The sequence below is a fragment of the Streptomyces sp. NPDC054770 genome (assembly GCF_053611985.1).
Genome location: NZ_JBSHBL010000027.1, coordinates 67,410 through 90,297 on the forward strand (window position 1 = coordinate 67,410; position 22,888 = coordinate 90,297).

Sequence of the window (22,888 nt, forward strand, 5' to 3'; positions counted from 1 at the left end):
ACGGAACAGCACTCAGGGAAACATGCTCGACAAGGCGGTCGCGGTCCTGGACTGCTTCCGCCCGGACGGCGGCGCGTTCCGCCTCACGGAACTGGCCGAGCGGTCGAAGCTGCCCAAGACCACCGTGTTCCGGCTCTGCGCCGAGCTGGTCCGGCTCGGCCTGCTGGAACGGGACGCGGAGACCTACCGGCTCGGCGGGGCGCTCTTCGAGCTGGGGTCGCTGGTGCCGCGCCGGCACGATCTGCGGGAGGCCGCGCTGCCGTTCCTCCAGGACCTCTTCGAGGCCACCCACGAGACCGTGCACCTCGGGGTGCGGGAGGGCCACGAGGTGGTCTACGTCGAGCGCATCCACGGCCACGACGCGCTGCGGCTGCCGTCCCGGATCGGCGGCCGGCTCCCGCTGACCTGCACCGGGGTGGGCAAGGCCCTGCTGGCGTTCTCGGGCGCCGAGCTGGTCGAGGAGGTGCTGGCGGGGCCGCTGCCGCGGCTGACGGCCCGTTCGGTGACGGAGCCTGCGCGGCTGCGTACGGCCGTGGAGCAGGCGCAGGTGGCGGGGCTGGCGTACGAGGAGGAAGAGGCCGCGGAGGGGGTCAGCTGTATCGCGGCGCCGGTTTTCGACGGGCCGACGGCGGTGGCGGCGCTGTCGGTGGCCGTGCCGTGCGGGCGGTTTCGGCCGGCTCAGCTGGCGCCTGCGGTGCGGACCGCTGCGTTGGGGTTGTCGCGGGCGTTGCGCTCGGGTCGGTGACCTGTTGGGGGACGTGGACGTTCGCCTACGGGGACGGGGGGCTCTGAGGACGGCGGGTGCGGGTTGTCTGTGGTTGATCGCGCCCACGCGGCGGAGCCGCATATCGACAACGCCCCGCGCCCCTTTCGGGGCGCTTCCCTCACGTGGGTCGTAAGGTGGACCCCGCAGCTGGTTCGTCCTGTTCGCCAGATGGGATGTCGTAAGAGGGAACCCGGTGGGAATCCGGGACTGCCCCGCAGCGGTGAGTGGGAACGACCGCCGTCATACGCACTGGGTCCACCGGATCCGGGAAGCGACGGCCAGTAGGAGTCTCGTCGGCTTTGTACGACGGGACGTGCCCGCGAGTCCGAAGACCTGCCAACTGCCCGTGTGCGAACCACTCGTGCGCGGACATCCCGGTGACCTCGTGGGCGGGTCGGCGTGCACATCGGAGGAGCGGTCGGGTACGACCGTCGCCGTCCGGTCCGTCATCCCTTCGCGCTCTCGTCCCGTCACCGGGATCTCAGGGAATCGTCTCGCGAAGGAGATCTCCGTGACAGCCAAGTCCGCAGCCGCGGCAGCCCGGGCCACCGTGTACGGCTACCCCCGCCAGGGGCCGGCCCGGGAACTGAAGAAGGCGATCGAGAGCTACTGGAAGGGCCGGTCCACCGCCGACGCCCTGCGGGCCACCGCCGCCGAACTGCGCCGGTCCACCTGGCGGCAGCTCGCCGGGGCCGGCGTCCACGAGGTGCCGACCGGCGACTTCTCGTACTACGACCATGTCCTCGACACCACCGTGATGGTCGGCGCCGTCCCCGCGCGGCACCGCGCCGCCGTCGACGCCGACGCCCTGGACGGCTACTTCGCCATGGCCCGCGGCACCCAGGACAGCGCGCCGCTGGAGATGACGAAGTGGTTCGACACCAACTACCACTACCTGGTGCCGGAGTTGGGCCCGGACACCGTCTTCGCCGCGAACTCCGCCAAGCAGGTGGGCGAGTTGCGGGAGGCGCTGGCCCTCGGGCTCGCCTCCCGGCCGGTGCTGGTCGGCCCGGTCTCCTACCTGCTGCTCGCCAAGCCGGCGCCCGGGGTGCCCGCCGGCTTCGACCCGCTCACCCTCCTCGACCGGCTGCTCCCGGTCTACGCCGAGGTGCTCGCCGACCTGCGGGCGGCCGGCGCCGAGTGGGTGCAGCTCGACGAACCCGCCCTGGTCCAGGACCGCACCCCGGCCGAGCTGAACGCCGTCGCCCGTGCCTATCGGGATCCGGGTGCCCGGCCCGACCGGCCGAAGCTGCTCGTCGCCTCCTACTTCGACCGGCTCGGCGAGGCCCTGCCCGTGCTGGCCAAGGCCCCGGTCGAGGGGCTCGCCCTGGACTTCACCGGGGCGGCGGCCGCCAACCTGGACGCCCTGGCCGCCGTCGGCGGGCTGCCCGGCAAGCGGCTGGTCGCCGGTGTCGTCGACGGCCGCAACATCTGGGTCAACGACCTGTCGGCATCCCTCAGCACCCTCGGCACCCTGCTCGGCCTCGCCGACCGGGTCGACGTGGCCGCCTCCTGCTCCCTCCTGCACGTGCCGCTGGACACGGCGGCCGAGCGGGACATCGAACCGCAGATCCTGCGCTGGCTGGCCTTCGCCAGGCAGAAGACGGCCGAGATCGTCACCCTCGCCAAGGGCCTCGCCCAGGGCCCCCACACCATCGCCGCCGAACTCGCCGCCAACCGCGCCGACCTGGCCTCCCGGGCGGCTTCACCGATCACCCACGCCCCCGGCGTCCGGGCCCGTGCGGCCGCCGTGACCGCTTTCGACGCCCGCCGCTCCTCTCCGTACCGGCAGCGTGCCGCCGCCCAACGCGCCCATCTCCGGTTGCCGTTGCTGCCGACGACGACCATCGGCTCGTTCCCGCAGACCGACGAACTGCGCACCGCGCGGGCGGACCTGCGGGCGGGCCGGATCGACACGGCCGGTTACGAGGAGCGGGTGCGGGCCGAGATCCAGGAGGTGGTCGCCTTCCAGGAGAAGACCGGCCTGGACGTCCTGGTGCACGGCGAACCCGAACGCAACGACATGGTCCAGTACTTCGCCGAACAGCTGACGGGATACCTGGCCACCCGGCACGGCTGGGTCCAGTCGTACGGCACCCGGTACGTGCGCCCGCCGGTCCTGGCCGGTGACGTCTCCCGTCCCGAGCCGATGACGGTCCGCTGGACGTCGTACGCCCAGTCCCTCACCGACCGCCCGGTCAAGGGCATGCTCACCGGGCCGGTGACCATGCTGGCCTGGTCGTTCGTCCGTGACGACCAGCCGCTCGGCGACACCGCCCGCCAGGTCGCCCTCGCCCTGCGCGACGAGGTGAACGACCTGGAGGCGGAAGGCACTTCGGTCATCCAGGTCGACGAACCCGCACTACGCGAGACCCTCCCGCTGCGGGCCGCCGACCGGGCCGGCTACCTGGCCTGGGCGACCGAGGCGTTCCGGCTCACCACCGCCGGAGTCCGTCCGGACACCCAGATCCACACGCACATGTGCTACGCCGAGTTCGGCGACATCGTCCGGGCCATCGACGACCTCGACGCGGACGTCATCAGCCTGGAGGCGGCCCGCTCGCACATGCAGGTCGCCCGCGAACTCGCCGCGCACGGCTATCCGCGCGAGGCCGGCCCCGGGGTCTACGACATCCACTCGCCCCGGGTGCCGAGCGCCGAGGAGGCCGCCGACCTGGTGCGGACCGGTCTGCGGGCCATCCCGGCCGAGCGGCTCTGGGTCAACCCCGACTGCGGACTGAAGACCCGCGGCTGGCCGGAGGTCCGGGCCGCCCTGGAGAACCTGGTCGCGGCGGCCCAGGCGGTGCGCGCGGAGCTGTAACCGGGTCCTGGTGCGGGTGCCGGACGGCGTACTGTCGTGCGCGGCCGGCATCCGCCCCCACCGCTGCCGCCGGCATGCGACGGACGACCATGGAGGAACCGCCCCGTGACCTGCCGAGTCATCCTCATAGCCCCGGCCATGACCCCCTCGTTGCGGCGGGCCCGCTTCGACGACGGTGACTCGATCGAGAAGCCCGGGGCGGTGACGCTGTCCCTGCCGGCCGCGGGCGCGGAGGTCCACTCCCCCAGCGTGCGCTGCCGGGAGACGGCGGCCGCGCTGGGCCTGGACGCCTCGGCGGAGCCCGAGCTGTCGGGCCTGGACGCGGGACGTTGGCGGGGCCGGACGCTGGAGGAGGTCGGCACCGCCGAACCCGACGCGCTGCTCCAGTGGCTGACCGACGCGGGCGCCGCACCGCACGGCGGCGAGTCGGTACGGGAGTTGTGCGCGCGGGTCACCGGGTGGCTGGACCGGACGGGCCTGACCATCGGCAGGACGGTCGCCGTGGTGGAGCCGGAGGTGGTGCGGGCCATGGTGCTGCATGTGCTCGGGGCGCCCGAGGCCGCGTTCTGGCGGGTGGACGTGCCGTCGCTGTCGGCGACGGAGATCACGGGCGGACCCGGGCGCTGGAACCTGCGGCTCGGCCAGGTCGGCGGCTAGCGGGTGTCCGGTGGAGCGCCGGAAATGCGGTGGAGCGGTGCGCCCCGTCCTGCCTAGGGTCGCGCCATGACCACCCGCACCTTCCGCGTCACCGTCCGCGGCGTCTTCGACGGCCTCAGCGCCGGACAACGCGCCGAACTGCTCTCCCGGGCCGCCGAGCACGACGTGCTGCGCGCGGCCTTCACGCCCGAGGGCCACCTCAGCTACGACATCGCCGCCCGCCCGGCCTTCACCTTCCGCTTCCAGGACACCGGGGAGGAAGAGGAGGACATCCTGGAGGCGACCGAGCGCGCCGAGGAGGCGGCCAGGGCGTGGCTGACCGAGCGCGGCTACGGCTACAAGAACCTCAGGTCCAGCGCGGAGGACCTCTCCCAGGCGCCCCTCGGCAAGCGGCAGCGCCGGGCGGCGGCGCAGCAGCAGGGCTGACGGGCGGCGGCGGGCGGCACCCTCTGCCCCCGGGTCAGGCGGTGCCGCCCGGTATCCAGCCCTGGCCGCGCAGCACCGCCGAGACGTCCGGCGCCCGGTAGTGCTCGCCCTTGAGCACCTTGCCGTCGGCCCGGCGGGCCACCTGCCCGTCGGGCCCCAGCTTGCTCATGTTGGACCGGTGGATCTCGGCGAGCACCGCGTCCAGGTCGATCCCGTGCACCAGCGCGGTGCCGTATGCCACGTAGACCACGTCCGCCAGCTCGTGCGCGAGCCGGTCGAGGGGCCCGTCGACCGCGACCTCGGCGACCTCCGCGGCCTCCTCGGCGAGCAGCTCCCCCCGGTGCGCGGCCAGTTCGGGGGAGACCTCGGTCGGCGTGGTGCGGGCGTCCAGGCCGAAGGCCTGGTGGAACTCCCGGACGAGGCGGGCGGGCGAGGTGCCGGTCGGGGCACCGGGGACGGAACTGGTCATGCGAACGACTGTAGCGGCCGCCACTGACAGTCCGGGTCCGCCGCCGGGCCCCCGGCCCTGGTCAGGACCGTGGCCTGCTGGCAGGATCGCGCGCATGCCCAAGCTCTTTCCCGGTATCGGCAGGCGCCGCGCGCTCCAGGGCGCGGCCGCCTGCTTCGTCGCGTCCGGCCTGCTGCTGTGGTGGCTGCTGCCGCTGGGCGAGAAGCCGCCGACCGGGACGATCACCTTCAGCACCGGGACGCTGCGCGGCGTCTACCAGGAGTACGGCGAACGGCTGCGCACCGAGCTGGGCAAGGACATGCCGGGGCTGAAGGTGAAGCTGGTGCAGAGCAACGGGTCGTACGAGAACGTGCAGCGGGTGGCGACCGGCCGGGCCGACTTCACCATCGCGGCGGCCGACGCGGTGGAGACGTACGAACTGAACGACGGGCAGGGTGCCGGACAACTGCGCGGGGTGGCACGCCTCTACGACGACTACGTCCAGCTCGTCGTGCCCCGGGACTCGGCCGTCACCAGCGTCGCGCAGCTGCGGCACAAGCGTGTGGCGGTCGGGCTGCCCGACTCGGGGGTGCGGCTGATCGCCAACCGGGTGCTCAAGGCCGCCGGGGTGGACCCGGTGAAGGACATCACACCGGTGTCCGAGGGCATAGACACCGGCCCGGACCAGCTGCGGCGGGGCAAGATCGACGCGTTCTTCTGGTCGGGCGGGCTGCCGACGAAGGGACTGCTGGACCTCGCGAAGAAGTTCAGCTTCACGTTCGTGCCGATCGGCGGGAACCTCGTCACCAGGCTGCACACCGAGGGCGAGGCCGCGCTCTACTACCGGGCGACCAACATGCCGGAGTCGGCCTACCCGTCCGTCCAGCAGGGCATGACGGTGCCCACGATCGCGGTGTCCAACGTCCTCATGACCCGCAAGGACGTCGACCCACGCCTCACCGAATGGGTGACCCGCACGGTCATCAAGAGCCGCGACGACATCGGCAACCACGTCCACTCGGCCCAACTGGTGGACCTGCGCACAGCGATCTACACAGACCCGCTGCCGCTGCAGGAGGGGGCCAGGCGGTACTACCGCTCGGTCAAGCCCTGAAGGAAGGTTGAGGGGAACGACCCGTAGCAGGCGGAGCCTTTTGAGCAGCCTCAGCGGAAGCGCCCCGAAAGGGGCGCGGGGCGGTATCACCGTGCGGCTCCGCCGCGTGGGCGCGACAAGCCCCCACCGGCCCGCACCCGATCCACCACCGCACCCACCCACCCCTCCCTCCCTCACCCGCTCCGCGGCACCGAAACCGTCACCCGCAACCCCCGCGGCTCACCGTGCTCGCACGACAGCGAACCCCCGCCCGTCGCCAGCAACGCCCGCGTGATCGACAGCCCCAGCCCCGACCCCTTCACGTTCTGATGCCGTCCGCTGCGCCAGAACCGGTCCCCCACGCGCGCGAGTTCCTCGTCCGTCAGCCCCGGCCCGGTGTCGGTCACCACGACCGTCGACACGTCACCGTCGGCGCTCACGGTCACCTCCACCGCACCCCCCTCCGGCGTGAACTTCACCGCGTTGTCGATCACCGCGTCCAGCGCGCTGGACAGCGTGACCGGGTCGGCCCACCCGGTGGTCGGCGTGCACACCCCGGTCAGCCGGACCCCCTTCGCCGCGGCGGCCGGCGCCCACGCGGCGATCCGCTCCTCCGCCAGCCGCCCGATGTCGGTCAGCATCAGGTCCGCGTCGGCGTGCTCGGCCAGCGCCAGGTCGAGCAGGTCGTCCAGCACCTGCGCGAGCCGCTTGCCCTCGGTGCGGACCGAGGCGATCTCCTCGTTGCCCTCGGGGAGTTCGAGCGCGAGCAGTTCGATGCGCAGCAGCAGTGCGGAGAGGGGGTTGCGCAGCTGGTGGGAGGCGTCGGCGACGAAGGCCCGCTGCTGCTCCAGCACGTCCTCGACGTTGTCCGCCATCTCGTTGAACGCCCGGGCCAGCCGTCTGAGTTCCGGCGGACCGCCGGCCGCCGCCACCCGGGACTTGAGCCGGCCGCTGGCGATCGCGTGCGTGGTGGCGTCGAGCACCCGTACCGGCCGCAGCACCCACCCGGTCAGCCGCAGCGCCGCGCCGACGGCGAGCAGCATCGCCGCGACCTCGCCGGCGCCGATGACCAGCCAGTCGCGCAGGGTGCGCGAACGCATCGGGCCGGTGGGCGAGTCGGTGACCACCACGGCGACCACGTCCCCGTCCCGGATCACCGGCGAGGCCACGACGAGCCGGCTGCGCTGCCAGGGCCACACCTGCGCGGGGTCGTGGCTGCGGCGGCTGAGCAGGGCCTCGCCGAAGGCCTCCCGGACCTCGCCGGTGGCCGGGAGCACCCAGTCGTCGGGCGCGTTGGCCATGGAGGAGGCGTTCCGGTAGAAGACGCCCGCGCGGATGCCGTAGACGCCGTAGTAGCTGGCCAGTTCGCGGCGGAGGGTCTCCAGGCGGTCGTCCGTGCTCATGGGGCGCGCGGTGGTGGGCGTGTCGGTCACGAACTGGGCGAGGGCCGCGAACCGCGCGGTGTCGTCGATACGGTCGACGACGACCTTCTGCTGCTGCGCGGCGGCCGTGCTGACGGCGAGCGGAACGCCGAGCGCGAGCAGGACGGCCGCCAGCAGGACGATGAGCAGCGGAAGGAGACGTGTGCGCACCCGTCCCCGCTACCCGGCAGGGGCGACGAGCCGGTAGCCCACGCCGCGTACGGTCTCGATCAGCGCGGGCATGCGCAGCTTGGCGCGCAGGGACGCGACATGCACCTCCAGGGTGCGGCCGGTCCCCTCCCAACTGGTGCGCCAGACCTCGCTGATGATCTGCTCCCGGCGGAAGACCACGCCGGGCCGCTGGGCGAGCAGCGCCAGCAGGTCGAACTCCTTGCGGGTGAGCTGGACGGCCTTGCCGTCCACGCTGACCTGGCGGGTGGGCAGTTCGATCCGGACGGCGCCGAGCAGCAGCGCGCTGTCGCCGTCGCCCGAGCCGTCCTCGTGGTGGGTGCGCCGGCTGACGGCGTGGATCCGGGCGAGCAGTTCCCCGGTGTCGTACGGCTTCACCACGTAGTCGTCGGCGCCGAGGTTGAGGCCGTGGATGCGGGAGCGGACGTCGGAGCGGGCCGTCACCATGATCACCGGGGTGCTGGTGCGTTTGCGGATCTTGCCGCAGACCTCGTAGCCGTCCTGGTCGGGCAGGCCGAGGTCGAGAAGGACGACGTCGTAGCCGTCGCTGTCGGGGACGAGGGCCTTGAGAGCCTCCTCGCCGCTGCGGGCGTGGGTGACGGAGAACCCGTGCCGGGCCAGCACCGCGGAGAGTGCGGCGGCGACGTGGTTGTCATCCTCGACGAGCAGCAGTCTCATTCCGGCCCCCTCCGGTTCAGCGGTCGTACGGTCGTGGTTCGTCGTCGGCTTGTCTCTGGAAAACCCGCGCATTGTAGAAAACGCGCGCACGCGCGCGTGCACAGGGCAGTCACGCTGATGGACGCCGACGGCGTCAAGTGGGTTCCGGCGGCGCGCGGGTTCCGTTACGCGGCCGATACGCGAACCGCCCATGCTGCTACAACACGTGCCCGATTGCTATCGGATCGTGATGCTCAGATCTCCCTCAGATGTAATGACGCTGGTCATCGGCGAAAACTACATTCCTCCGAAACCGAGGAGGACGGAGCCCGAAAGCGATGACCGAAGTATCGGTGACCAAGCAAGACGTGGCCGCGACCGGCGAACTGGTCACCCTGAAGAGCGTCAACAAGCACTTCGGCGCCCTGCATGTGCTCCAGGACATCGACCTGACGATCGCCCGCGGTGAGGTCGTCGTGGTGATCGGGCCCTCCGGGTCCGGCAAGTCCACTCTGTGCCGCACCATCAACCGCCTGGAGACCATCGACTCCGGCACGATCACCATCGACGGCAGGCCGCTGCCCCAGGAGGGCAAGGAGCTGGCCCGGCTGCGCGCCGACGTCGGCATGGTCTTCCAGTCCTTCAATCTCTTCGCCCACAAGACCGTGCTCGAGAACGTGATGCTCGGGCAGGTCAAGGTCCGCAAGGCGGACCGGAAGCAGGCCGAGGAGAAGGCCCGCGCCCTGCTCGACCGGGTCGGTGTGGGCACCCAGGCCGACAAGTACCCCGCGCAGCTCTCCGGCGGCCAGCAGCAGCGCGTGGCCATCGCCCGGGCGCTGGCGATGGACCCGAAGGTCATGCTCTTCGACGAGCCGACCTCGGCCCTCGACCCGGAGATGATCAACGAGGTCCTGGAGGTCATGCAGCAGCTGGCCCGGGACGGCATGACGATGATCGTCGTCACCCACGAGATGGGCTTCGCGCGGTCGGCCGCGAACCGGGTGGTCTTCATGGCCGACGGCCGGATCGTCGAACAGGCCACGCCGGACCAGTTCTTCAGCAATCCGAGCAGCGACCGGGCCAAGGACTTCCTGTCGAAGATCCTGCACCACTGAGCGCGGCAGAACCCGCTTGCTTTTCCCGGGCGCCTTCACAGACGTCTTCACCACAACGAGGGATGTTCATCATGCAGCTCCGCAAGGTCACCGCCGCCTCTGCCGCCGTGCTCGCGCTCGCCCTGTCCGCCACGGCGTGCGGCAGCGGCGACAAGGACGACAGCGGTTCCTCGGGCGGCGGCAAGATCAAGGTCGGCATCAAGTACGACCAGCCCGGTCTCGGCCTCCAGGAGCCCGACGGTTCCTTCTCGGGCTTCGACGTGGACGTGGCCACCTATGTCGCCGGGCAGCTCGGTTACACGCCGAGCCAGATCGAGTTCGTGCAGACCAAGAGCGCCGACCGGGAGAGCGCCCTCGCGCGCGGTGACGTGAAGTTCATCGCGGCCACCTACTCGATCACCGACGAGCGCAAGGCGAAGGTGGACTTCGCCGGCCCGTACCTGCTGGCCCACCAGGACCTGCTGGTCAAGAAGGACTCGACGATCGCCAAGGGCGCGGACCTCAACGGCAAGAAGCTGTGTTCCGTGACGGGTTCGACCTCGGCGCAGAACATCCAGCAGACGATCGCCCCGAAGGCCAACCTCAAGGAGGTCAGCACCTACTCGGAGTGCATCGCCGGCCTGCAGAGCGGCTCCGTCGACGCGGTGACCACGGACGACTCGATCCTCGCGGGCTTCGCCGCACAGGACAAGTACAAGGGCCAGTTCAAGCTCGCCGGCCTGAAGCTGAGCAACGAGAACTACGGCATCGGCGTCAAGAAGGGCGACACCGCGACCATCGACAAGATCAACAAGGCGCTGGAGAAGATGGTCGGCGACGGGTCCTGGCAGAAGGCCGTCGACAAGAACTTCGGCCCGGCGGACTACAAGAACGAGCCCGCCCCGAAGGTCGGCGTGATCGTCAAGTAAGGCGCGGTTCTCCAGGGGACCCACTCGGACGCGCCGTCCGCCACCGCTTCCCCGGCGGCGGCGCGCCCTGCCCTCCACGTACGCCACACACCCGGAAGCGCGGGAGATCGTGTTCGACTTTCTTCAAGGCTACGACGTCCTAGGGGCGTTCTGGACGACGGTGAAGCTGACCGTCCTCTCCGCCGTCGGCTCCCTGGTCTGGGGCACCCTGCTGGCCGCGATGCGGGTCAGCCCGGTCCCGCTGATGCGCGGGTTCGGCACCGCCTACGTCAACATCGTCCGGAACATCCCCCTGACGGTCATCATCATCTTCACCTCGCTCGGCCTCGCCGACATCTTCGGGGTGACGCTCGGTGCCTCCGACTTCAAGGTGCAGGGCTTCCGCCTCGCGGTACTCGGCCTGACCGCCTACACCGCGGCCTTCGTCTGCGAGGCGATCCGCTCCGGCATCAACACCGTGCCCGTCGGACAGGCCGAGGCGGCCCGCGCGATCGGGCTGAACTTCTCGCAGACCCTCCGGCTGATCGTGCTGCCGCAGGCCTTCCGCGCGGTGATCGGCCCGCTGGCCAACGTCCTGATCGCGCTGACCAAGAACACCACCGTGGCGGCCGCGATCAGCGTGGCCGAGGCCGCCGCCCTGATGAAGACGATGATCGAGAACGAGGCCCAGACGCTGTCCATCGGCGCGGTCTTCGCCTTCGGCTTCGTGGTCCTGACCCTCCCGACCGGCCTGTTCCTCGGCCGACTCGCCAAGCGCCTGGCGGTGAAGCGATGAGCTCCGTCCTGTACGACGCCCCCGGGCCCCGCGCCAGACGGCGCAATGTGGTCCTCTCCGTCGTCTTCGTGCTGCTGCTCGCCCTGCTGGCCTGGTGGGTCTGGCGGAAGCTGGACGACAAGGGCCAGCTGAAGTGGGACCTGTGGCAGCCGTTCACCACTTCCGAGGCGTGGACCACGTATCTGCTGCCGGGCCTCGGCAACACCCTCAAGGCGGCCGCGCTCGCCATGGTGATCGCCCTTCCGCTGGGCGCGGTCTTCGGGATAGCCCGCATGTCCGACCACGCCTGGGTGCGGATCCCGGCGGCCTGGATCGTGGAGTTCTTCCGCTCGATCCCGGTCCTGCTGCTGATGCTGTTCGCCCAGGAGTTCTACGTCCGCTCCACCGACGTCGGCAGCGACGAACGGCCGCTGTACGCGGTCGTCACCGGCCTGGTGCTCTACAACGCCTCGGTGCTCGCCGAGGTCGTACGGGCCGGCGTCCTCGCGCTTCCCAAGGGGCAGACGGAGGCGGCGTACGCCATCGGGCTGCGCAAGGGGCAGACGATGACGGGCATCCTGCTGCCGCAGGCGGTCACCGTGATGCTGCCGGCCATCGTCAGCCAGCTCGTGGTGGTGGTGAAGGACACCGCGCTGGGCGGTGTGATGCTGCAGTTCACGGAACTGCTCACGGCGCGCGGCACACTCGCCGCCAACTACGCCAACGTCATCCCCAGCTTCGTCGTCGTCGCGGTGATCTTCATCGTGCTCAACCTCGCGCTCACCACGTTCGCCTCCTGGCTGGAGCGCCGGCTGCGGCGCAGCAAGCGGGGTACGGGCGCGGTCCTCGGCGCCGAGGACGTCCAGGACCTGAACGCGGCCGAGGTGGCCGGCGCCTACGGCTCGGGAGCCTCCGCCTGACCCGGAGTCAACCCGCGCACCGGGCAGGGAGGCGGCGGCCGCACGGTCGCCGCCTCCGCCGCGTTTCCAGCGGCCTGACGGGCTCCGCGCGCCCGCCATGCTGACGTGTCCCCGGGTGCGCCGCTTGACCGGGTGGCGCCCAGTCTGTTGCATACGTTCTGTGATCGTGCACCCTGCTCCAACCACTTGTTCATCCATGTCCGTCGGGACTTGCGTACGGGCAGGGGGCGCCGCGCCGTGGACCCGGTGATCATCGTCGGAGCGGGGCCCGTCGGGCTCACGCTCGCCCTGGCGCTGGCCCGCCAGGAGGTGCCGTCCGTCGTCCTGGACGAGGGCCCGGGCAAGGACGAGCCGCGCCCGGCGCGCACGGTGGTGCTCCGCGAGGACACCGCGGCCCTGGTGACGAGGCTGAGCGGCGCGCCCCTGGACGACCTGGGCCTGCGCTGGACCGGCTGGCGGTCGATGCGGCGCCGGCAGGTGATGCGCGAGGTGGTCTTCGACGATGCCGGCGAGCCGTCCCCGCTGCACATCGAGCAGCATGTGCTGACCGACGCCCTGCGCGCCGCGATCGCCGACGAACCGCTGGTCAGGGTCGTCACCGACAGCCGTCTGGACACCGTCGAACAGGAGCGCTCCGGGGTCACCGCGCACACCCGCGGCCCCAGGGGCACCTGGTGGCGCGGCAGCTACCTGGTGGGCTGCGACGGCCCCCGCTCGACCGTACGCAAGCTCCTGGACATCCGGTTCCCTGGCCGTACGGCGGTGGAACGGCACGCGGTCGCCGCGCTGCGCACGGAACTTCCGTGGCCCGGTCAGGCGTTGCTCCATCGGACACCGCCGTGGCGGATGTCCGGGCCCTCGGCCGGGGAGGTGACCGCCCGCCCCCTCCCGGACGGCGTGTGGCGCCTGGACTGGCTGCTCCCGCCCGGCAAGGACCTGGTCACGCCCGAGCTGCTCGTGACCCGGATCCGCGAGACCCTCGCGGGCTGGACCGGCGGCACCACCCCGCCGTACGACCTGCTCGACACCGGAGTCCACACCGTGCACCACCGTCTCGCCCGCAGGTGGCGGGTGGGCCGGGTGTTCGTTGCCGGGGACGCCGCCCACCTGCTCGGCGCGCTCGGGACGCACGGCCTCGACGAGGGGCTGCGGGACGTCGACAACCTCGCCTGGAAGCTGGCCCCGGCCTGGCACCACGGCCCGCACGAGGCGCTGCTCGACAGCTACCAGACCGAGCGGCGCGCGGCGGTCGCCGCCCGGCTGCGCGCCGCCGACCAGGTACTGCCGGTGCTGCGCGGCGGTGGCGGGCTGCGCGGGTTCGTCCCCGGCACGTCCCGGGGGCACGACGCGCTCCTCACGGACGGTCACTTGGGGCACGGCCCGCTCGGCGCGCCGGGGGCGTACGCCGACTCGCCCCTCGCACCCCGGCACCTGGAGCACGAGATCCCGGTCGACACCCCGCCGGGCACCCCGGTCACCGATGTCCGGGTCACCGCGGAGGACGGCACCTTCGTACAGCTGCGCTCACGGCTGGGCCGCGGCGCGCTGCTCGTCGTCCTCGTCGCGCCCGGTACGGGGGTGTGGGACCGCAAGCACTGGGTCTCCGCCGGGATCATGCCCCGGCTCGCGGCGGCCGTGACCGCGCTGCCCCACCATGCCGAGCTGCTGGTCGCCGAGGCCTACCCCGGCGCACCGGCGCACACCGTGCTGCTCGTGCGCCCCGACGGCCATCTGGTCACCGCCCTGAACGGGGTCCGCCCCGCCGATCTGTACGCGGCGGCCGAGGCGACACTGGGCGGCAAGGACCAGGAGAAGACCGGCCGGACCGAGGAGGCCGAGGAGTCGGAGCAGAAGGCGGAGGCCGGGGCGGAGGCCGGTTACCCCGCGCGGTGACCGGGGCCACCCGTGGTCCACATTCTGACGGTGAGTTGACCGGCCCGCACCAGCATGGTGTACTCCGGATCGTGAACGACACGACTGTGCGCCTGTGGCGGAAGGTCCATGTGGACCTGGTCCGCTATGCGGGCTGCGTGTGTCTTCCGTCCTGCTGATTTCGCACTTCTCTCCTCTCCGGGCGCCGTCTGCGCCCGCTTCTGCGAACCCTCGTCAGGATCGGTGCACGTGTCTGCCTCCCTCTCTGCTTCCTCCGTTCCCTCCACCTCCGCTGCGCCCGGCGCCGCGCCCACCCAGGCGGACCTCCTCGACTTCGTCCGGCGTACGGCCGCCGACGCCGAGCTGATCGCCTCGCTCCCGCTCGACCCCGAGGGCCGCACCTGGGTGCGGCTCGACGGCCCCGCCGGCAGCGAGGCCTGGCTGATCGGCTGGCCGCCCGGCTCCGGCACCGGCTGGCACGACCACGCCGAGTCGGTCGGCGCCTTCCTCACCGCGTCCGGCGAGCTCAAGGAGAACTCGCTGGCAGCGCGGCTGCCCACCGACGGCTGGAAGACCCTGGAACTCTCCGAGGACGTCGACCGCGAACGCCGGCTGCCGACGGGCAAGGGCCGCGCCTTCGGCCGCCACCACGTCCACGAGGTGCTCAACGAGTCCACCGAGCACCACGCGGTCTCCGTCCACGCCTACTACCCCCCGCTGCCCCGGATCCGCCGCTACAGCCGCAGCGGCCCGGTGCTGCGCCTGGAGCAGGTCGAGCGCCCGGAGGACTGGCAGTGAGCGGCACGGAACCGGTGGAGCCGCCCCCGGTGGGCATCGACGAGCTGCTGGAGCGGGTACGCGCGGGCTACCGGCGCATCGAGGCGCAGGAGGCGTACGACGCGGCGCGCACCGGCGATGCCCTGCTCGTGGACATCCGGTACGCGGCGCTGCGCGAGCGGGACGGGGTGATACCCGGCGCCCTCGTCATAGAGCGCAACGAGCTGGAGTGGCGGCTGGATCCCCAGGGCAGCCACAAGACCCCGGAGGCCACCGGCCACGGCATCCAGGTCGTCGTGATCTGCAACGAGGGCTACGCCTCCAGCCTGGCCGCCGCCTCCCTGCACCAGCTGGGCCTGCACCGCGCGACGGACCTGATCGGCGGCTTCCAGGCATGGAAGGCAGCGGGGCTGCCGGTCACGTCCTAGTCGTCCGTGGGGCAGTACACCGGGGCGATGTCCGCGTCGTCCTTGGTGACCAGTCTGATCCGCGCCTTGGCGATCTTGTCCGTCTTCTCGTCACGCAGCAGGGCGATCGTGTTCTCCACCGCCAACTGGCCCATGTCGGCGGCCGAGTTGGAGACCGTGGCGGCGAACCGTCCGTCCTTGAGGGCCGCCAGCCCCTCGTCCGTGCCGTTGACGCTGACGATCTTCACCCCCGTGCCTCCGGCCGCGTCGAACGCCTTGCGCACGCCGAAGGCCATCTCCTCGTTGGCGACGAACGCGTAGTCCAGGTCGGGATGGGCCTTGATCATGCTCGCGGCGACACTCTTCGCCTTGGCCGCGTCGAACATGCCCGGCTGGTCGGCGACCACCTTCGCATTGGCGGGCAGCGCCTCGGTGAAGCCGCCGACGAGCAGGTCGGAGGCGGCACCGGGCGCCCCGGCGACCACTCCGACCCGCACCTGGCGTCCGCCCGCGGCGTCGGCGACCCATTCCGCGTCCAGCCTCCCCACCTCCTTCAGATCCACGACGACCGCCCCGAGGATGTCGGAGGGATCGGCGTCGACCGAGGTCAGGAAGACGGGGATGTGTGCGCTCCGGGCCTTCGCGATGTCCTTCCCCAGGGCGTCGGTACTGACCGTCTGGATGATGATCACGCCCACCTTGCGCGCGATCATGTCCTCGATGTTGGACAGTTCCTGTGCCGCGTCCTGATGCGAGTCGGCCGTGATGATCCTGGCGAAGTTGTCCCTGGCCGTCTTCACCACGGCCCGCTGCAGGCAGGTGTGGAACTGGGTGGACCCGCCGTTCACGAAGCCGATCACCAGCGGGCCGTCGTCACCGCTCGTCTCGGTCGAGTCGAACGCACAGCCGCCCAGCCCCAGCCCGGCCACGAGTCCGAAGGCGACCAGGGCTCTTCGGGTACGAGCAGTTCCGGGCATGGGGGGCCGCCTTTCGGGCGCACGAACTCGCCGACTCCTCAGGGGAGTTGCCGACGCACGGGGATCCCGGCGAGTGGCGGGACCGGGCGAAGCTACCGCCACCCCAAACAGAACGAACCCGCCCGCGCGCGCACGCTAAGAGTGCACACGCCGCAGCCATCCGGGGCCCTGTCCTTTCGGAAGCCGGGGTCCGGCCCTTGTCCTTTCGGAAGCCGGGGTCTGGCCCCTGTCCTTTTGGAGGCCGGGGTCCGGTCCTGTCCTTCGGAGACGGGGCACCTAGTCCCTCGCCGTCGCTGCCGTCACCGCCAGCACCCGCAGCGCCACCCGTCCGGGAAGTGCCGCGGCCACCAGCGCGAGCAGCGCGGCGGTCGCCACGACGGTCACGTACAGCAACGGCGTGACCGTCGGCGCGGCCCGGCCCGTCATGCCGATGCTGAACGCGGTCAGTACGGCCAACGTGATGCCGCTGCCGAGCGCCGTGGCGAGCGTCAGGACGGACAGCACCTCGGTGCGCAGCATCCGCAGCACCTGGCGACGGGTGGCCCCGGCCAGCCTGAGCAGCGCGAACTCCCTCACACGGTCGGCGACCGACATGGCGAGCGTGTTGACGACGGCGATGGCGGTGAAGGCCAGGACCAGCCCCATGGCCAGGTAGTTGACCTCGGCGTTGTCCTGCTGCCGGTCGGCCTGGAGGGAGTCGGCGGCGGCCGGCGAGAGAATCCGGAGCCCCGGGAACTCACGGAGGGTAGTCGCGAGTTGTGCTTGTGTACGGGCGGTGCTGACGAGGACGGAGGAGGCGAGCGGGTTGTCCACGTGGTGCGAGACGAGGTCATGGGCGAAGGTGAGGTCGCCGAAGCCGAGACCCCGGGCGTAGACGGCGGCGACGGTGAGCGTGGCGGGCGTGCCGTCCCCGAGGGTGAGGGCCAGGGTGCTGCCGGGCCTCAGGTGGTGCTGACCGGCGGCGAGTTCGCTGACGGCGACGGTGCGGTCGGTGAGCCGGTCGAGGGAGCCGGCGGTGACCTCGGGGTCCCAGGTGCGGGTGAGGCCCTCGGGGGTGACGCCCTGGGCCGGGTACTTGTCGAGTCCGATACGGACGGTGGTGCGGACCACTTCGGTGACGGCGTCGTGGTCCGTCCGCAACCGCCGGGCCGCTTCGGCCGGTACGCCCGGTCCCCGGGCGGCCACGACCCAGTCGGCGGTGACCCCGGCGCGGGCCTGGGCGCGGGCGGCGTCGCCGAGGGTGGACTGGACGAACAGCACGGTGCAGGTCATGCCGATGAGCAGGGTGAGAGGGGTGACGACAGAGGCCATCCGGGCGGCGTTGCCACGCAGGTTGGCGGTGGCGAGCCGGCCGCCGTGCCCGGTGAGCCGCAGCGGACCGGCGAGCAGCAGCGCGGCCGCCCTGACCAGCAGCGGGCCGAGGAGCGCGACGGAGGTGGCGAGGACCACGACGGCGAGGAAGGTGACAGGGGTCGAGGCGGGTTCGGTACGCAGGGAGGTGAGCAGCACGACGAGGACGACCCCACCGGCGAGCAGCAGCAGACCGGCGGCGATCCTGCCCCGGGCTGGCCGGGCCGGCTCGACGCGGGACTCGGCCAGCGCCTCGGTCGGTCGGATCCGGGTGATGCGGCGGGAGGCGATACGGGCGGCCGTCCAGGCACCTGCCAGGGTCGCGGCGAGCGCGGCGAAGGGCGGGACGACACCGGTGGTGTGCTGAAGCGCGGCGGGTACGGCGCCGAGCGCGACGAACCTGGTGTGCAGCCAAGCGCCCAGCGGCAGGCCGAGGAGTGCGCCGAGCGTGCCGGCGACGGCGCCGATGATCAGGGCCTCGCGGCCGAGCAGGCGGCGGATCTGTCCCGGTGTGGCGGCGATGGCGCGCAGCAGGGCGAGTTCGCGGTGGCGCTGCTGGACGGTGAGCGCGAAGGTGCCGACGACCACCAGGACCGCCACGAGCAGCGAGGTCCCTCCCATGGCGCCGCCCATGCTGACCAGCCGGACCCGGGCGGCGGCCGCGTCCAGGAACTCGACAGGACCACGGGCGTCTCCAGTGGAGACCTGGGCGGTGGTGCCGCGCAGCGTCCGCGCCAGGGCCTGCTTCAGCCGCTCCGGGTCGGTACCGTGCGCCGGCAGCACACCGAACGCGGTGACCTGCCCGGGGTGCGCGGCCAGCCTGCGGGCCTCGGCGGCGGAGAAGAAGAGGGCCGTCTGGTGGCGTACGTCCGTGGCCGGGGCGGCGATCCCGGTGATCCGGTAGGCACGCGGGGCCTGCGTCGACTGCACGGTGAGTGTGTCGCCGGGCCGTAGCCGGGCGCGTGCGGCGAGGTCGCGGTCGACGACCAGATCGGTGGCCGCCTGGGGCGCGGTGCCGGTGACGAGCCGGTACGGGGTGAGCGCGGCGGACTCCCAGGCGTGCCCGTAGGCGGTACGGCCGCCGGTGCCGGCCGGGGTCGACGGCTGGGCGAGGAAGGTCAGTTCGGGCACCACCCGGGCGACGCCGGGCGTACGGGCGAGCCCGGCCTCCAGGCCGGCCGGCAGCCAGGCGCGCTCGGCGATGGGTTTCGCCTTGTGCTTGACCTTGGTCCTGCCCTTCTTGTGCTTGACGGTGGTCCGGTGGACGTACTGGTCGGCGGAGACCACGACCGGGGTCGCCGCGTAGCGCTCGGTACGGATCGTGCCGCGCAGGCCGGTGTCCAGGAGGGTGCCGCAGGCGGAGATCAGGGCGGCCGCGCAGAGCAGGGCGAGGAAGGCGCCGAGGAAGCCGGCCTTGCGGGCGCGGACGGTCTTGAGGGCGTAGCGCAGCATCATGGCGTACACCGTCGTGGACGCGGGGGTCCCCGGGCACTGCGGTGGTCCGGCGTCTTCGCGGGGGGTTAACCCCACCCCCTTCGAGGCTGCCGCCCCGTCAGAAGTCCCCGTCCGCGAGGAACTCCGTGTCCTCGCCCTCCTCCTCCAGCGCGCGCCGGACGATCCGCAGGGCCATGCCCTCGGAGTACCCCTTGCGGGCGAGCATGCCGGCGAGGCGGCGGATCCGCTTGTCGCGGTCCAGGCCCCGGGTGGCGCGGAGCTTGCGGGCGACGAGTTCGCGGGCCGTCTCCTCCTCCTGGTCGGAGTCGAGCTGGGCGACGGCCTCGTCGACGAGCGCCGCGTCGACGCCCTTGGTGCGCAGTTCCTGGGCGAGTGCCCGCCGGGCCAGTCCCCGCCCGTGGTGCCGGGACTCCACCCAGGCGTCGGCGAACGCGCCGTCGTTGATCAGCCCGACCTCCTCGAACCTCGACAGCACCTCCTCGGCGACGTCGTCCGGGATCTCCCGCTTGCGCAGGGCGTCCGCGAGCTGTTTCCGGGTGCGCGGGGTCCCGGTGAGCAGGCGCAGGCAGATCGCCCGCGCCCGCTCAGCCGGGTCCGCTGGAGGTTCCTCCTGCTCGGCCCTCGACGAGGAGGAGGAACCCCCGTCCTCACCGGACGGCTCGCCGAAGCCACGCCGACGGCGCGTCCCGGGCTTCCGCGAGCCACGGCCGGGTGATCCGTGCCCGCGGCGCCCGCCCGGGCCGCCGTGCGTACCGTCGTCGTACGCGCCGTCGCCCCCGTGGTTGCCGCCGCCCGTGCCGTAGGCCTCGTCGCCGCCCCCGGTGGAGCCCGGGTCGCCCCCGGTGCCCCTCCCCCGTGGGGCACCGGGGGACGTGTACTCGTGGTCGGCCCAGTCGGTTCGTCGTGTCACGGCGTCAGCTCTTGGCGGTGGCAGCCTTGGGCTTGGTGACCTTGGCGGCAGCCGGGGCGGGCACCGTCTTCGCCGCGTCGTCCGCGGCCGCGGTGGTGACCGCCGCGTCCGCGCCCGGCTCGGCGGCGGGCTCCTCCGGGCGGACGCCGACGCCCAGCTTCTCCTTGATCTTCTTCTCGATCTCGTTGGCCAGGTCGGGGTTGTCCTTGAGGAAGTTGCGCGCGTTCTCCTTGCCCTGGCCGAGCTGGTCGCCCTCGTACGTGTACCAGGCGCCGGCCTTGCGGACGAAGCCGTTCTCCACGCCCATGTCGATCAGGCCGCCCTCGCGGCTGATGCCGTGGCCGTAGAGGATGTCGAATTCGGCCTGCTTGAAGGGCGGCGCGACCTTGTTCTTGACGACCTTGACCCGGGTGCGGTTGCCGACCGCCTCGGTGCCGTCCTTCAGGGTCTCGATGCGGCGGATGTCGAGTCGCACCGAGGCGTAGAACTTCAGCGCGCGGCCGCCGGTCGTGGTCTCCGGGGAGCCGAACATCACGCCGATCTTCTCGCGGAGCTGGTTGATGAAGATCGCGGTGGTCTTGGACTGGTTGAGCGCGCTGGTGATCTTCCGCAGCGCCTGGCTCATCAGGCGGGCCTGCAGACCGACGTGGCTGTCGCCCATCTCGCCCTCGATCTCCGCGCGCGGGACGAGCGCGGCGACGGAGTCGATGACGATGAGGTCGAGGGCACCGGAGCGGACCAGCATGTCCACGATCTCCAGGGCCTGCTCGCCGTTGTCCGGCTGGGAGAGGATCAGGTTGTCGATGTCGACGCCGAGCTTCTGCGCGTACTCGGGGTCGAGGGCGTGCTCCGCGTCCACGAACGCGACCTGGCCGCCCGCCTTCTGCGCGTTGGCCACGGCGTGCAGGGTCAGGGTCGTCTTGCCGGAGGACTCCGGTCCGTAGATCTCCACGACCCGGCCGCGCGGCAGGCCACCGACACCCAGGGCGACGTCGAGCGCGGTCGACCCGGTCGAGATGACCTCGATGGGCTCCTTCGTCCGGTCACCCATGCGCATGACCGCGCCCTTGCCGAATTGCCGTTCAATCTGTGCGAGCGCGGCGTCGAGCGCCTTCTCGCGGTCGGTTCCTGCCATGGGTTCCACCCGGTTTGCTTGAGTCGATCGCTTCACGTCAAAGACGCTAACGCCTGCCACTGACAATGCGCCCCGACGCCGGTTCGGCCTGTGGATAACTCGGGGATCTCTCCACCGAAACCGTGTCGAACTGCCGCTGGGATCCCCGCCGCGAATCGTTCCGGAGCTCCCATAAGAATGGATGTTCGATTTTTGTGTCAAGCGCACCACGCAGTACTCCCGCCACTTCCCCGCAGGGTGCTCACCCACCGCTCACCCGCCGCTCGCCCTTGGACTCCGGGCGGCGCGTCGGGCCGAAGCGGGGGGCGCGCGCACCGCGCCGGGGGCGGCAGCCGGAAGCGGGAGCGCGGCACGGCGATCCGCACCACCCGGCAAGGCGTTCACCCGATCGTGAGTTTCCGCATGCCCACGTCCGTCGTGCCGCGATGCTCGAAGAGGCGGCCGGGAAGCGGCGCCGCCCCTGTGTGCCGTGGGTGGGAGAGCGCATGACACGTGAGACGGGACAGCAGACGGGACGACGCGGTCTGGACGAGCAGGCCGTACTGCTGGCCGCGGGACTGGCCGATCTGGCGGTGAGCACGGTGGGCACCGCCTTCGGCACGTTACGGGGGCTGCTGCGCCGCTCCGACGCCGGCGCACTGGCGGCGGAGGCCGAGCACGACCTCACCGCGCGGGGACGCCTGGTCCTGGACCGGTACGCGGCCGTGCCCCCGGCCCATCTGGAGATCCTCGCCCGGCACGCCCTCGTCCGGCGGACCGCCCGCGATGACTGACCGGTGGGATCCGGGCGCCTTCAAGAACCGCGTCGACGAGGTACTGCGCGGGTTCGTCGCCCAGGAGGCCGACCTGTTCGCGGCGGTCGACCCGCTCCTGGCCCCGGTGGCCGAGCAACTGGAGGCTGCGGTCACGGACGGCAAACGGCTGCGGGCGGCGTTCTGCTACTGGGGCTGGCGTGCGGTGGGCCAGCCGGACAGCGACGCGCTGGTGCGGGCGACGGCCTCCATGGAACTCGTGCACGCCGCCGCCGTCGTACACGACGACCTCATCGACGACAGCCCGCTGCGGCACGGGCGCCCCACCCCGCACCTCGCCCTGCGTGCTGCCGTAGCGGACCGTCCGCACGCCGACGACACCGCGCGGTCGCTGGCCATGCTCGTGGGCGATCTGCTGATGTCACTGGCCGGTCAGCTGTTCGCGACCTCCGGGCTGCCCGCCGCCTACCTCGCCCGGGCCCGCCCCCTGTGGTCGGTACTGGCCCGGGAACTGATCGCGGGCGAGTGCCTGGAGATCCTGCGCACCGGAGCCGGTCCGGACACCATGGCCTCGCTGAAGGTGATCCGCTACAAGACCGCCAAGTACACCGTCGAGCAGCCCCTGCTGATCGGCGGCGCCCTGGCCGGGGCAGGCGAGCGGCTGCGCGCGGGGTACTCCGCGTACGGGCTGCCGCTGGGCGAGGCCTTCCAGCTGCGCGACGACCTGCTCGGCCTGTTCGGGGCACCGGAGCACACCGGCAAGGCCAACGCCGACGACGTGCGCGGCCACCGGCCCACCGCCCTGCTCGCGGAGACCTGGCGCCTCGCCCGTGCCGACGACCGGGAGCTGCTGGGCGCGTTGCTCGGCAGCCGTGACCTGGACGCGGCCGGCCTGGACGCGGTCCGCGAGGTGATGTGCCGGCTCGGGGCACCCGACCGGATCGAGCACATGATCGGCGCGCGGGTCGCGGAAGCCCTCGACGCCCTCCACGGACTGAACGTGCCGGCCCCCGCCGCCGGCGCCCTGACCTCGCTGGCCCACTCGGCCACGGTCCGCCTGTCCTGACACCCACGGGTG

Annotated in this window: 21 protein-coding genes and 1 riboswitch; of the genes, 14 read left to right on the top strand and 7 right to left on the bottom strand. The window is 72.1% G+C overall.

Annotation, left to right across the window (positions count from 1 at the left end; translation table 11 throughout):
- Positions 1–22: 22 nt before the first annotated feature.
- From ACWGKQ_RS23595 to ACWGKQ_RS23610, 4 genes are all read left to right on the top strand, one after another.
- The gene (locus ACWGKQ_RS23595; RefSeq protein ID WP_453293957.1) at positions 23–745 is read left to right on the top strand and encodes an IclR family transcriptional regulator; all 723 of its coding nucleotides are present in this window, start codon (positions 23–25) and stop codon (positions 743–745) included.
- Positions 746–897: 152 nt separating this feature from the next.
- Positions 898–1,121, top strand: a riboswitch (cobalamin riboswitch).
- 156 nt (positions 1,122–1,277) lie between these two features.
- A complete protein-coding gene (metE, locus tag ACWGKQ_RS23600) occupies positions 1,278–3,587 on the top strand; it encodes a 5-methyltetrahydropteroyltriglutamate--homocysteine S-methyltransferase (protein ID WP_453293917.1) in 2,310 nt (769 codons plus the stop codon).
- A 105-nt stretch (positions 3,588–3,692) separates the two neighbouring features.
- The gene (locus ACWGKQ_RS23605) at positions 3,693–4,244 is read left to right on the top strand and encodes a histidine phosphatase family protein (protein WP_453293918.1); all 552 of its coding nucleotides are present in this window, start codon (positions 3,693–3,695) and stop codon (positions 4,242–4,244) included.
- A 66-nt stretch (positions 4,245–4,310) separates the two neighbouring features.
- The gene (locus ACWGKQ_RS23610) at positions 4,311–4,670 is read left to right on the top strand and encodes a DUF6204 family protein (protein ID WP_453293919.1); all 360 of its coding nucleotides are present in this window, start codon (positions 4,311–4,313) and stop codon (positions 4,668–4,670) included.
- 34 nt (positions 4,671–4,704) lie between these two features.
- On the opposite strand, the gene ACWGKQ_RS23615 is transcribed toward ACWGKQ_RS23610, so the two are convergent.
- On the bottom strand, positions 4,705–5,139 hold the full coding sequence (locus ACWGKQ_RS23615; RefSeq protein ID WP_453293920.1) for a pyrophosphohydrolase domain-containing protein: 435 nt from the start codon (positions 5,137–5,139) through the stop codon (positions 4,705–4,707).
- 94 nt (positions 5,140–5,233) lie between these two features.
- Between ACWGKQ_RS23615 and ACWGKQ_RS23620 the strand changes: the two genes are divergently transcribed.
- The gene (locus ACWGKQ_RS23620) at positions 5,234–6,232 is read left to right on the top strand and encodes a TAXI family TRAP transporter solute-binding subunit (protein ID WP_453293921.1); all 999 of its coding nucleotides are present in this window, start codon (positions 5,234–5,236) and stop codon (positions 6,230–6,232) included.
- A gap of 173 nt (positions 6,233–6,405) precedes the next feature.
- Here the strand turns inward: ACWGKQ_RS23620 and ACWGKQ_RS23625 are convergent, their stop codons facing one another.
- On the bottom strand, positions 6,406–7,803 hold the full coding sequence (locus tag ACWGKQ_RS23625; RefSeq protein WP_453293922.1) for an ATP-binding protein: 1,398 nt from the start codon (positions 7,801–7,803) through the stop codon (positions 6,406–6,408).
- A 9-nt stretch (positions 7,804–7,812) separates the two neighbouring features.
- The gene (locus ACWGKQ_RS23630) at positions 7,813–8,499 is read right to left on the bottom strand and encodes a response regulator transcription factor (RefSeq protein ID WP_453293923.1); all 687 of its coding nucleotides are present in this window, start codon (positions 8,497–8,499) and stop codon (positions 7,813–7,815) included.
- A gap of 317 nt (positions 8,500–8,816) precedes the next feature.
- Between ACWGKQ_RS23630 and ACWGKQ_RS23635 the strand changes: the two genes are divergently transcribed.
- The 7 genes from ACWGKQ_RS23635 to ACWGKQ_RS23665 all read left to right on the top strand — a co-directional run bounded on the left by ACWGKQ_RS23635 (position 8,817) and on the right by ACWGKQ_RS23665 (position 15,252).
- Positions 8,817–9,593, top strand: a complete 777-nt coding sequence (locus tag ACWGKQ_RS23635; protein WP_453293924.1) for an amino acid ABC transporter ATP-binding protein — start codon at positions 8,817–8,819, stop codon at positions 9,591–9,593.
- 71 nt (positions 9,594–9,664) lie between these two features.
- Positions 9,665–10,501 carry a glutamate ABC transporter substrate-binding protein gene (locus ACWGKQ_RS23640; protein ID WP_453293925.1) on the top strand — a complete coding sequence of 279 codons (837 nt, stop codon included), beginning with the start codon at positions 9,665–9,667 and terminating at the stop codon, positions 10,499–10,501.
- A gap of 109 nt (positions 10,502–10,610) precedes the next feature.
- The gene (locus tag ACWGKQ_RS23645; protein ID WP_453293926.1) at positions 10,611–11,276 is read left to right on the top strand and encodes an amino acid ABC transporter permease; all 666 of its coding nucleotides are present in this window, start codon (positions 10,611–10,613) and stop codon (positions 11,274–11,276) included.
- Complete coding sequence (locus ACWGKQ_RS23650) at positions 11,273–12,175, top strand: amino acid ABC transporter permease (RefSeq protein WP_453293927.1); 903 nt, start codon at positions 11,273–11,275, stop codon at positions 12,173–12,175. The genes ACWGKQ_RS23645 and ACWGKQ_RS23650 overlap by 4 nt, the downstream gene beginning before the upstream one ends.
- Positions 12,176–12,412: 237 nt before the next feature.
- The gene (locus ACWGKQ_RS23655; RefSeq protein WP_453293928.1) at positions 12,413–14,068 is read left to right on the top strand and encodes an FAD-dependent monooxygenase; all 1,656 of its coding nucleotides are present in this window, start codon (positions 12,413–12,415) and stop codon (positions 14,066–14,068) included.
- Between the two features lie 228 nt (positions 14,069–14,296).
- Positions 14,297–14,845 carry a cysteine dioxygenase gene (locus tag ACWGKQ_RS23660; RefSeq protein WP_453293929.1) on the top strand — a complete coding sequence of 183 codons (549 nt, stop codon included), beginning with the start codon at positions 14,297–14,299 and terminating at the stop codon, positions 14,843–14,845.
- Positions 14,842–15,252, top strand: coding sequence for a rhodanese-like domain-containing protein (locus tag ACWGKQ_RS23665; RefSeq protein WP_453293930.1), 411 nt, complete (start codon positions 14,842–14,844; stop codon positions 15,250–15,252). Before ACWGKQ_RS23660 ends, ACWGKQ_RS23665 begins: the two co-directional genes overlap by 4 nt.
- On the opposite strand, the gene ACWGKQ_RS23670 is transcribed toward ACWGKQ_RS23665, so the two are convergent.
- From ACWGKQ_RS23670 to recA, 4 genes are all read right to left on the bottom strand, one after another.
- Entirely contained in the window at positions 15,249–16,208 is a 960-nt protein-coding gene (locus tag ACWGKQ_RS23670) for a sugar ABC transporter substrate-binding protein (protein WP_453293931.1), read from the bottom strand. The genes ACWGKQ_RS23665 and ACWGKQ_RS23670 overlap by 4 nt on opposite strands.
- A gap of 276 nt (positions 16,209–16,484) precedes the next feature.
- Complete coding sequence (locus tag ACWGKQ_RS23675; RefSeq protein WP_453293932.1) at positions 16,485–19,013, bottom strand: ABC transporter permease; 2,529 nt, start codon at positions 19,011–19,013, stop codon at positions 16,485–16,487.
- Between the two features lie 97 nt (positions 19,014–19,110).
- On the bottom strand, positions 19,111–19,923 hold the full coding sequence (gene recX, locus ACWGKQ_RS23680; protein ID WP_453293933.1) for a recombination regulator RecX: 813 nt from the start codon (positions 19,921–19,923) through the stop codon (positions 19,111–19,113).
- Between the two features lie 4 nt (positions 19,924–19,927).
- Positions 19,928–21,058 carry a recombinase RecA gene (gene recA / locus ACWGKQ_RS23685; protein ID WP_453293934.1) on the bottom strand — a complete coding sequence of 377 codons (1,131 nt, stop codon included), beginning with the start codon at positions 21,056–21,058 and terminating at the stop codon, positions 19,928–19,930.
- Between the two features lie 485 nt (positions 21,059–21,543).
- On the opposite strand from recA, the gene ACWGKQ_RS23690 reads away from it, so the two are divergent.
- A complete protein-coding gene (locus tag ACWGKQ_RS23690; RefSeq protein WP_453293935.1) occupies positions 21,544–21,831 on the top strand; it encodes a polyprenyl synthetase in 288 nt (95 codons plus the stop codon).
- Complete coding sequence (locus ACWGKQ_RS23695; protein WP_453293936.1) at positions 21,824–22,876, top strand: polyprenyl synthetase family protein; 1,053 nt, start codon at positions 21,824–21,826, stop codon at positions 22,874–22,876. The genes ACWGKQ_RS23690 and ACWGKQ_RS23695 overlap by 8 nt, the downstream gene beginning before the upstream one ends.
- The last annotated feature ends 12 nt before the right edge of the window (positions 22,877–22,888 follow it).

Excerpts from the sequence above, each read along its gene's own strand:
- ACWGKQ_RS23615 (WP_453293920.1), bottom strand. The coding sequence starts at position 5,139 with ATGACCAGTTCCGTCCCCGGTGCCCCGACCGGCACCTCGCCCGCCCGC.
- ACWGKQ_RS23610 (WP_453293919.1), top strand. The coding sequence starts at position 4,311 with ATGACCACCCGCACCTTCCGCGTCACCGTCCGCGGCGTCTTCGACGGC.
- ACWGKQ_RS23640 (WP_453293925.1), top strand. The coding sequence starts at position 9,665 with ATGCAGCTCCGCAAGGTCACCGCCGCCTCTGCCGCCGTGCTCGCGCTC.
- ACWGKQ_RS23650 (WP_453293927.1), top strand. The coding sequence starts at position 11,273 with ATGAGCTCCGTCCTGTACGACGCCCCCGGGCCCCGCGCCAGACGGCGC.
- ACWGKQ_RS23620 (WP_453293921.1), top strand. The coding sequence starts at position 5,234 with ATGCCCAAGCTCTTTCCCGGTATCGGCAGGCGCCGCGCGCTCCAGGGC.
- ACWGKQ_RS23595 (WP_453293957.1), top strand. The coding sequence starts at position 23 with ATGCTCGACAAGGCGGTCGCGGTCCTGGACTGCTTCCGCCCGGACGGC.
- ACWGKQ_RS23690 (WP_453293935.1), top strand. The coding sequence starts at position 21,544 with ATGACACGTGAGACGGGACAGCAGACGGGACGACGCGGTCTGGACGAG.
- recA (WP_453293934.1), bottom strand. The coding sequence starts at position 21,058 with ATGGCAGGAACCGACCGCGAGAAGGCGCTCGACGCCGCGCTCGCACAG.
- ACWGKQ_RS23630 (WP_453293923.1), bottom strand. The coding sequence starts at position 8,499 with ATGAGACTGCTGCTCGTCGAGGATGACAACCACGTCGCCGCCGCACTC.
- ACWGKQ_RS23675 (WP_453293932.1), bottom strand. The coding sequence starts at position 19,013 with ATGATGCTGCGCTACGCCCTCAAGACCGTCCGCGCCCGCAAGGCCGGC.
- ACWGKQ_RS23635 (WP_453293924.1), top strand. The coding sequence starts at position 8,817 with ATGACCGAAGTATCGGTGACCAAGCAAGACGTGGCCGCGACCGGCGAA.
- ACWGKQ_RS23670 (WP_453293931.1), bottom strand. The coding sequence starts at position 16,208 with ATGCCCGGAACTGCTCGTACCCGAAGAGCCCTGGTCGCCTTCGGACTC.
- ACWGKQ_RS23695 (WP_453293936.1), top strand. The coding sequence starts at position 21,824 with ATGACTGACCGGTGGGATCCGGGCGCCTTCAAGAACCGCGTCGACGAG.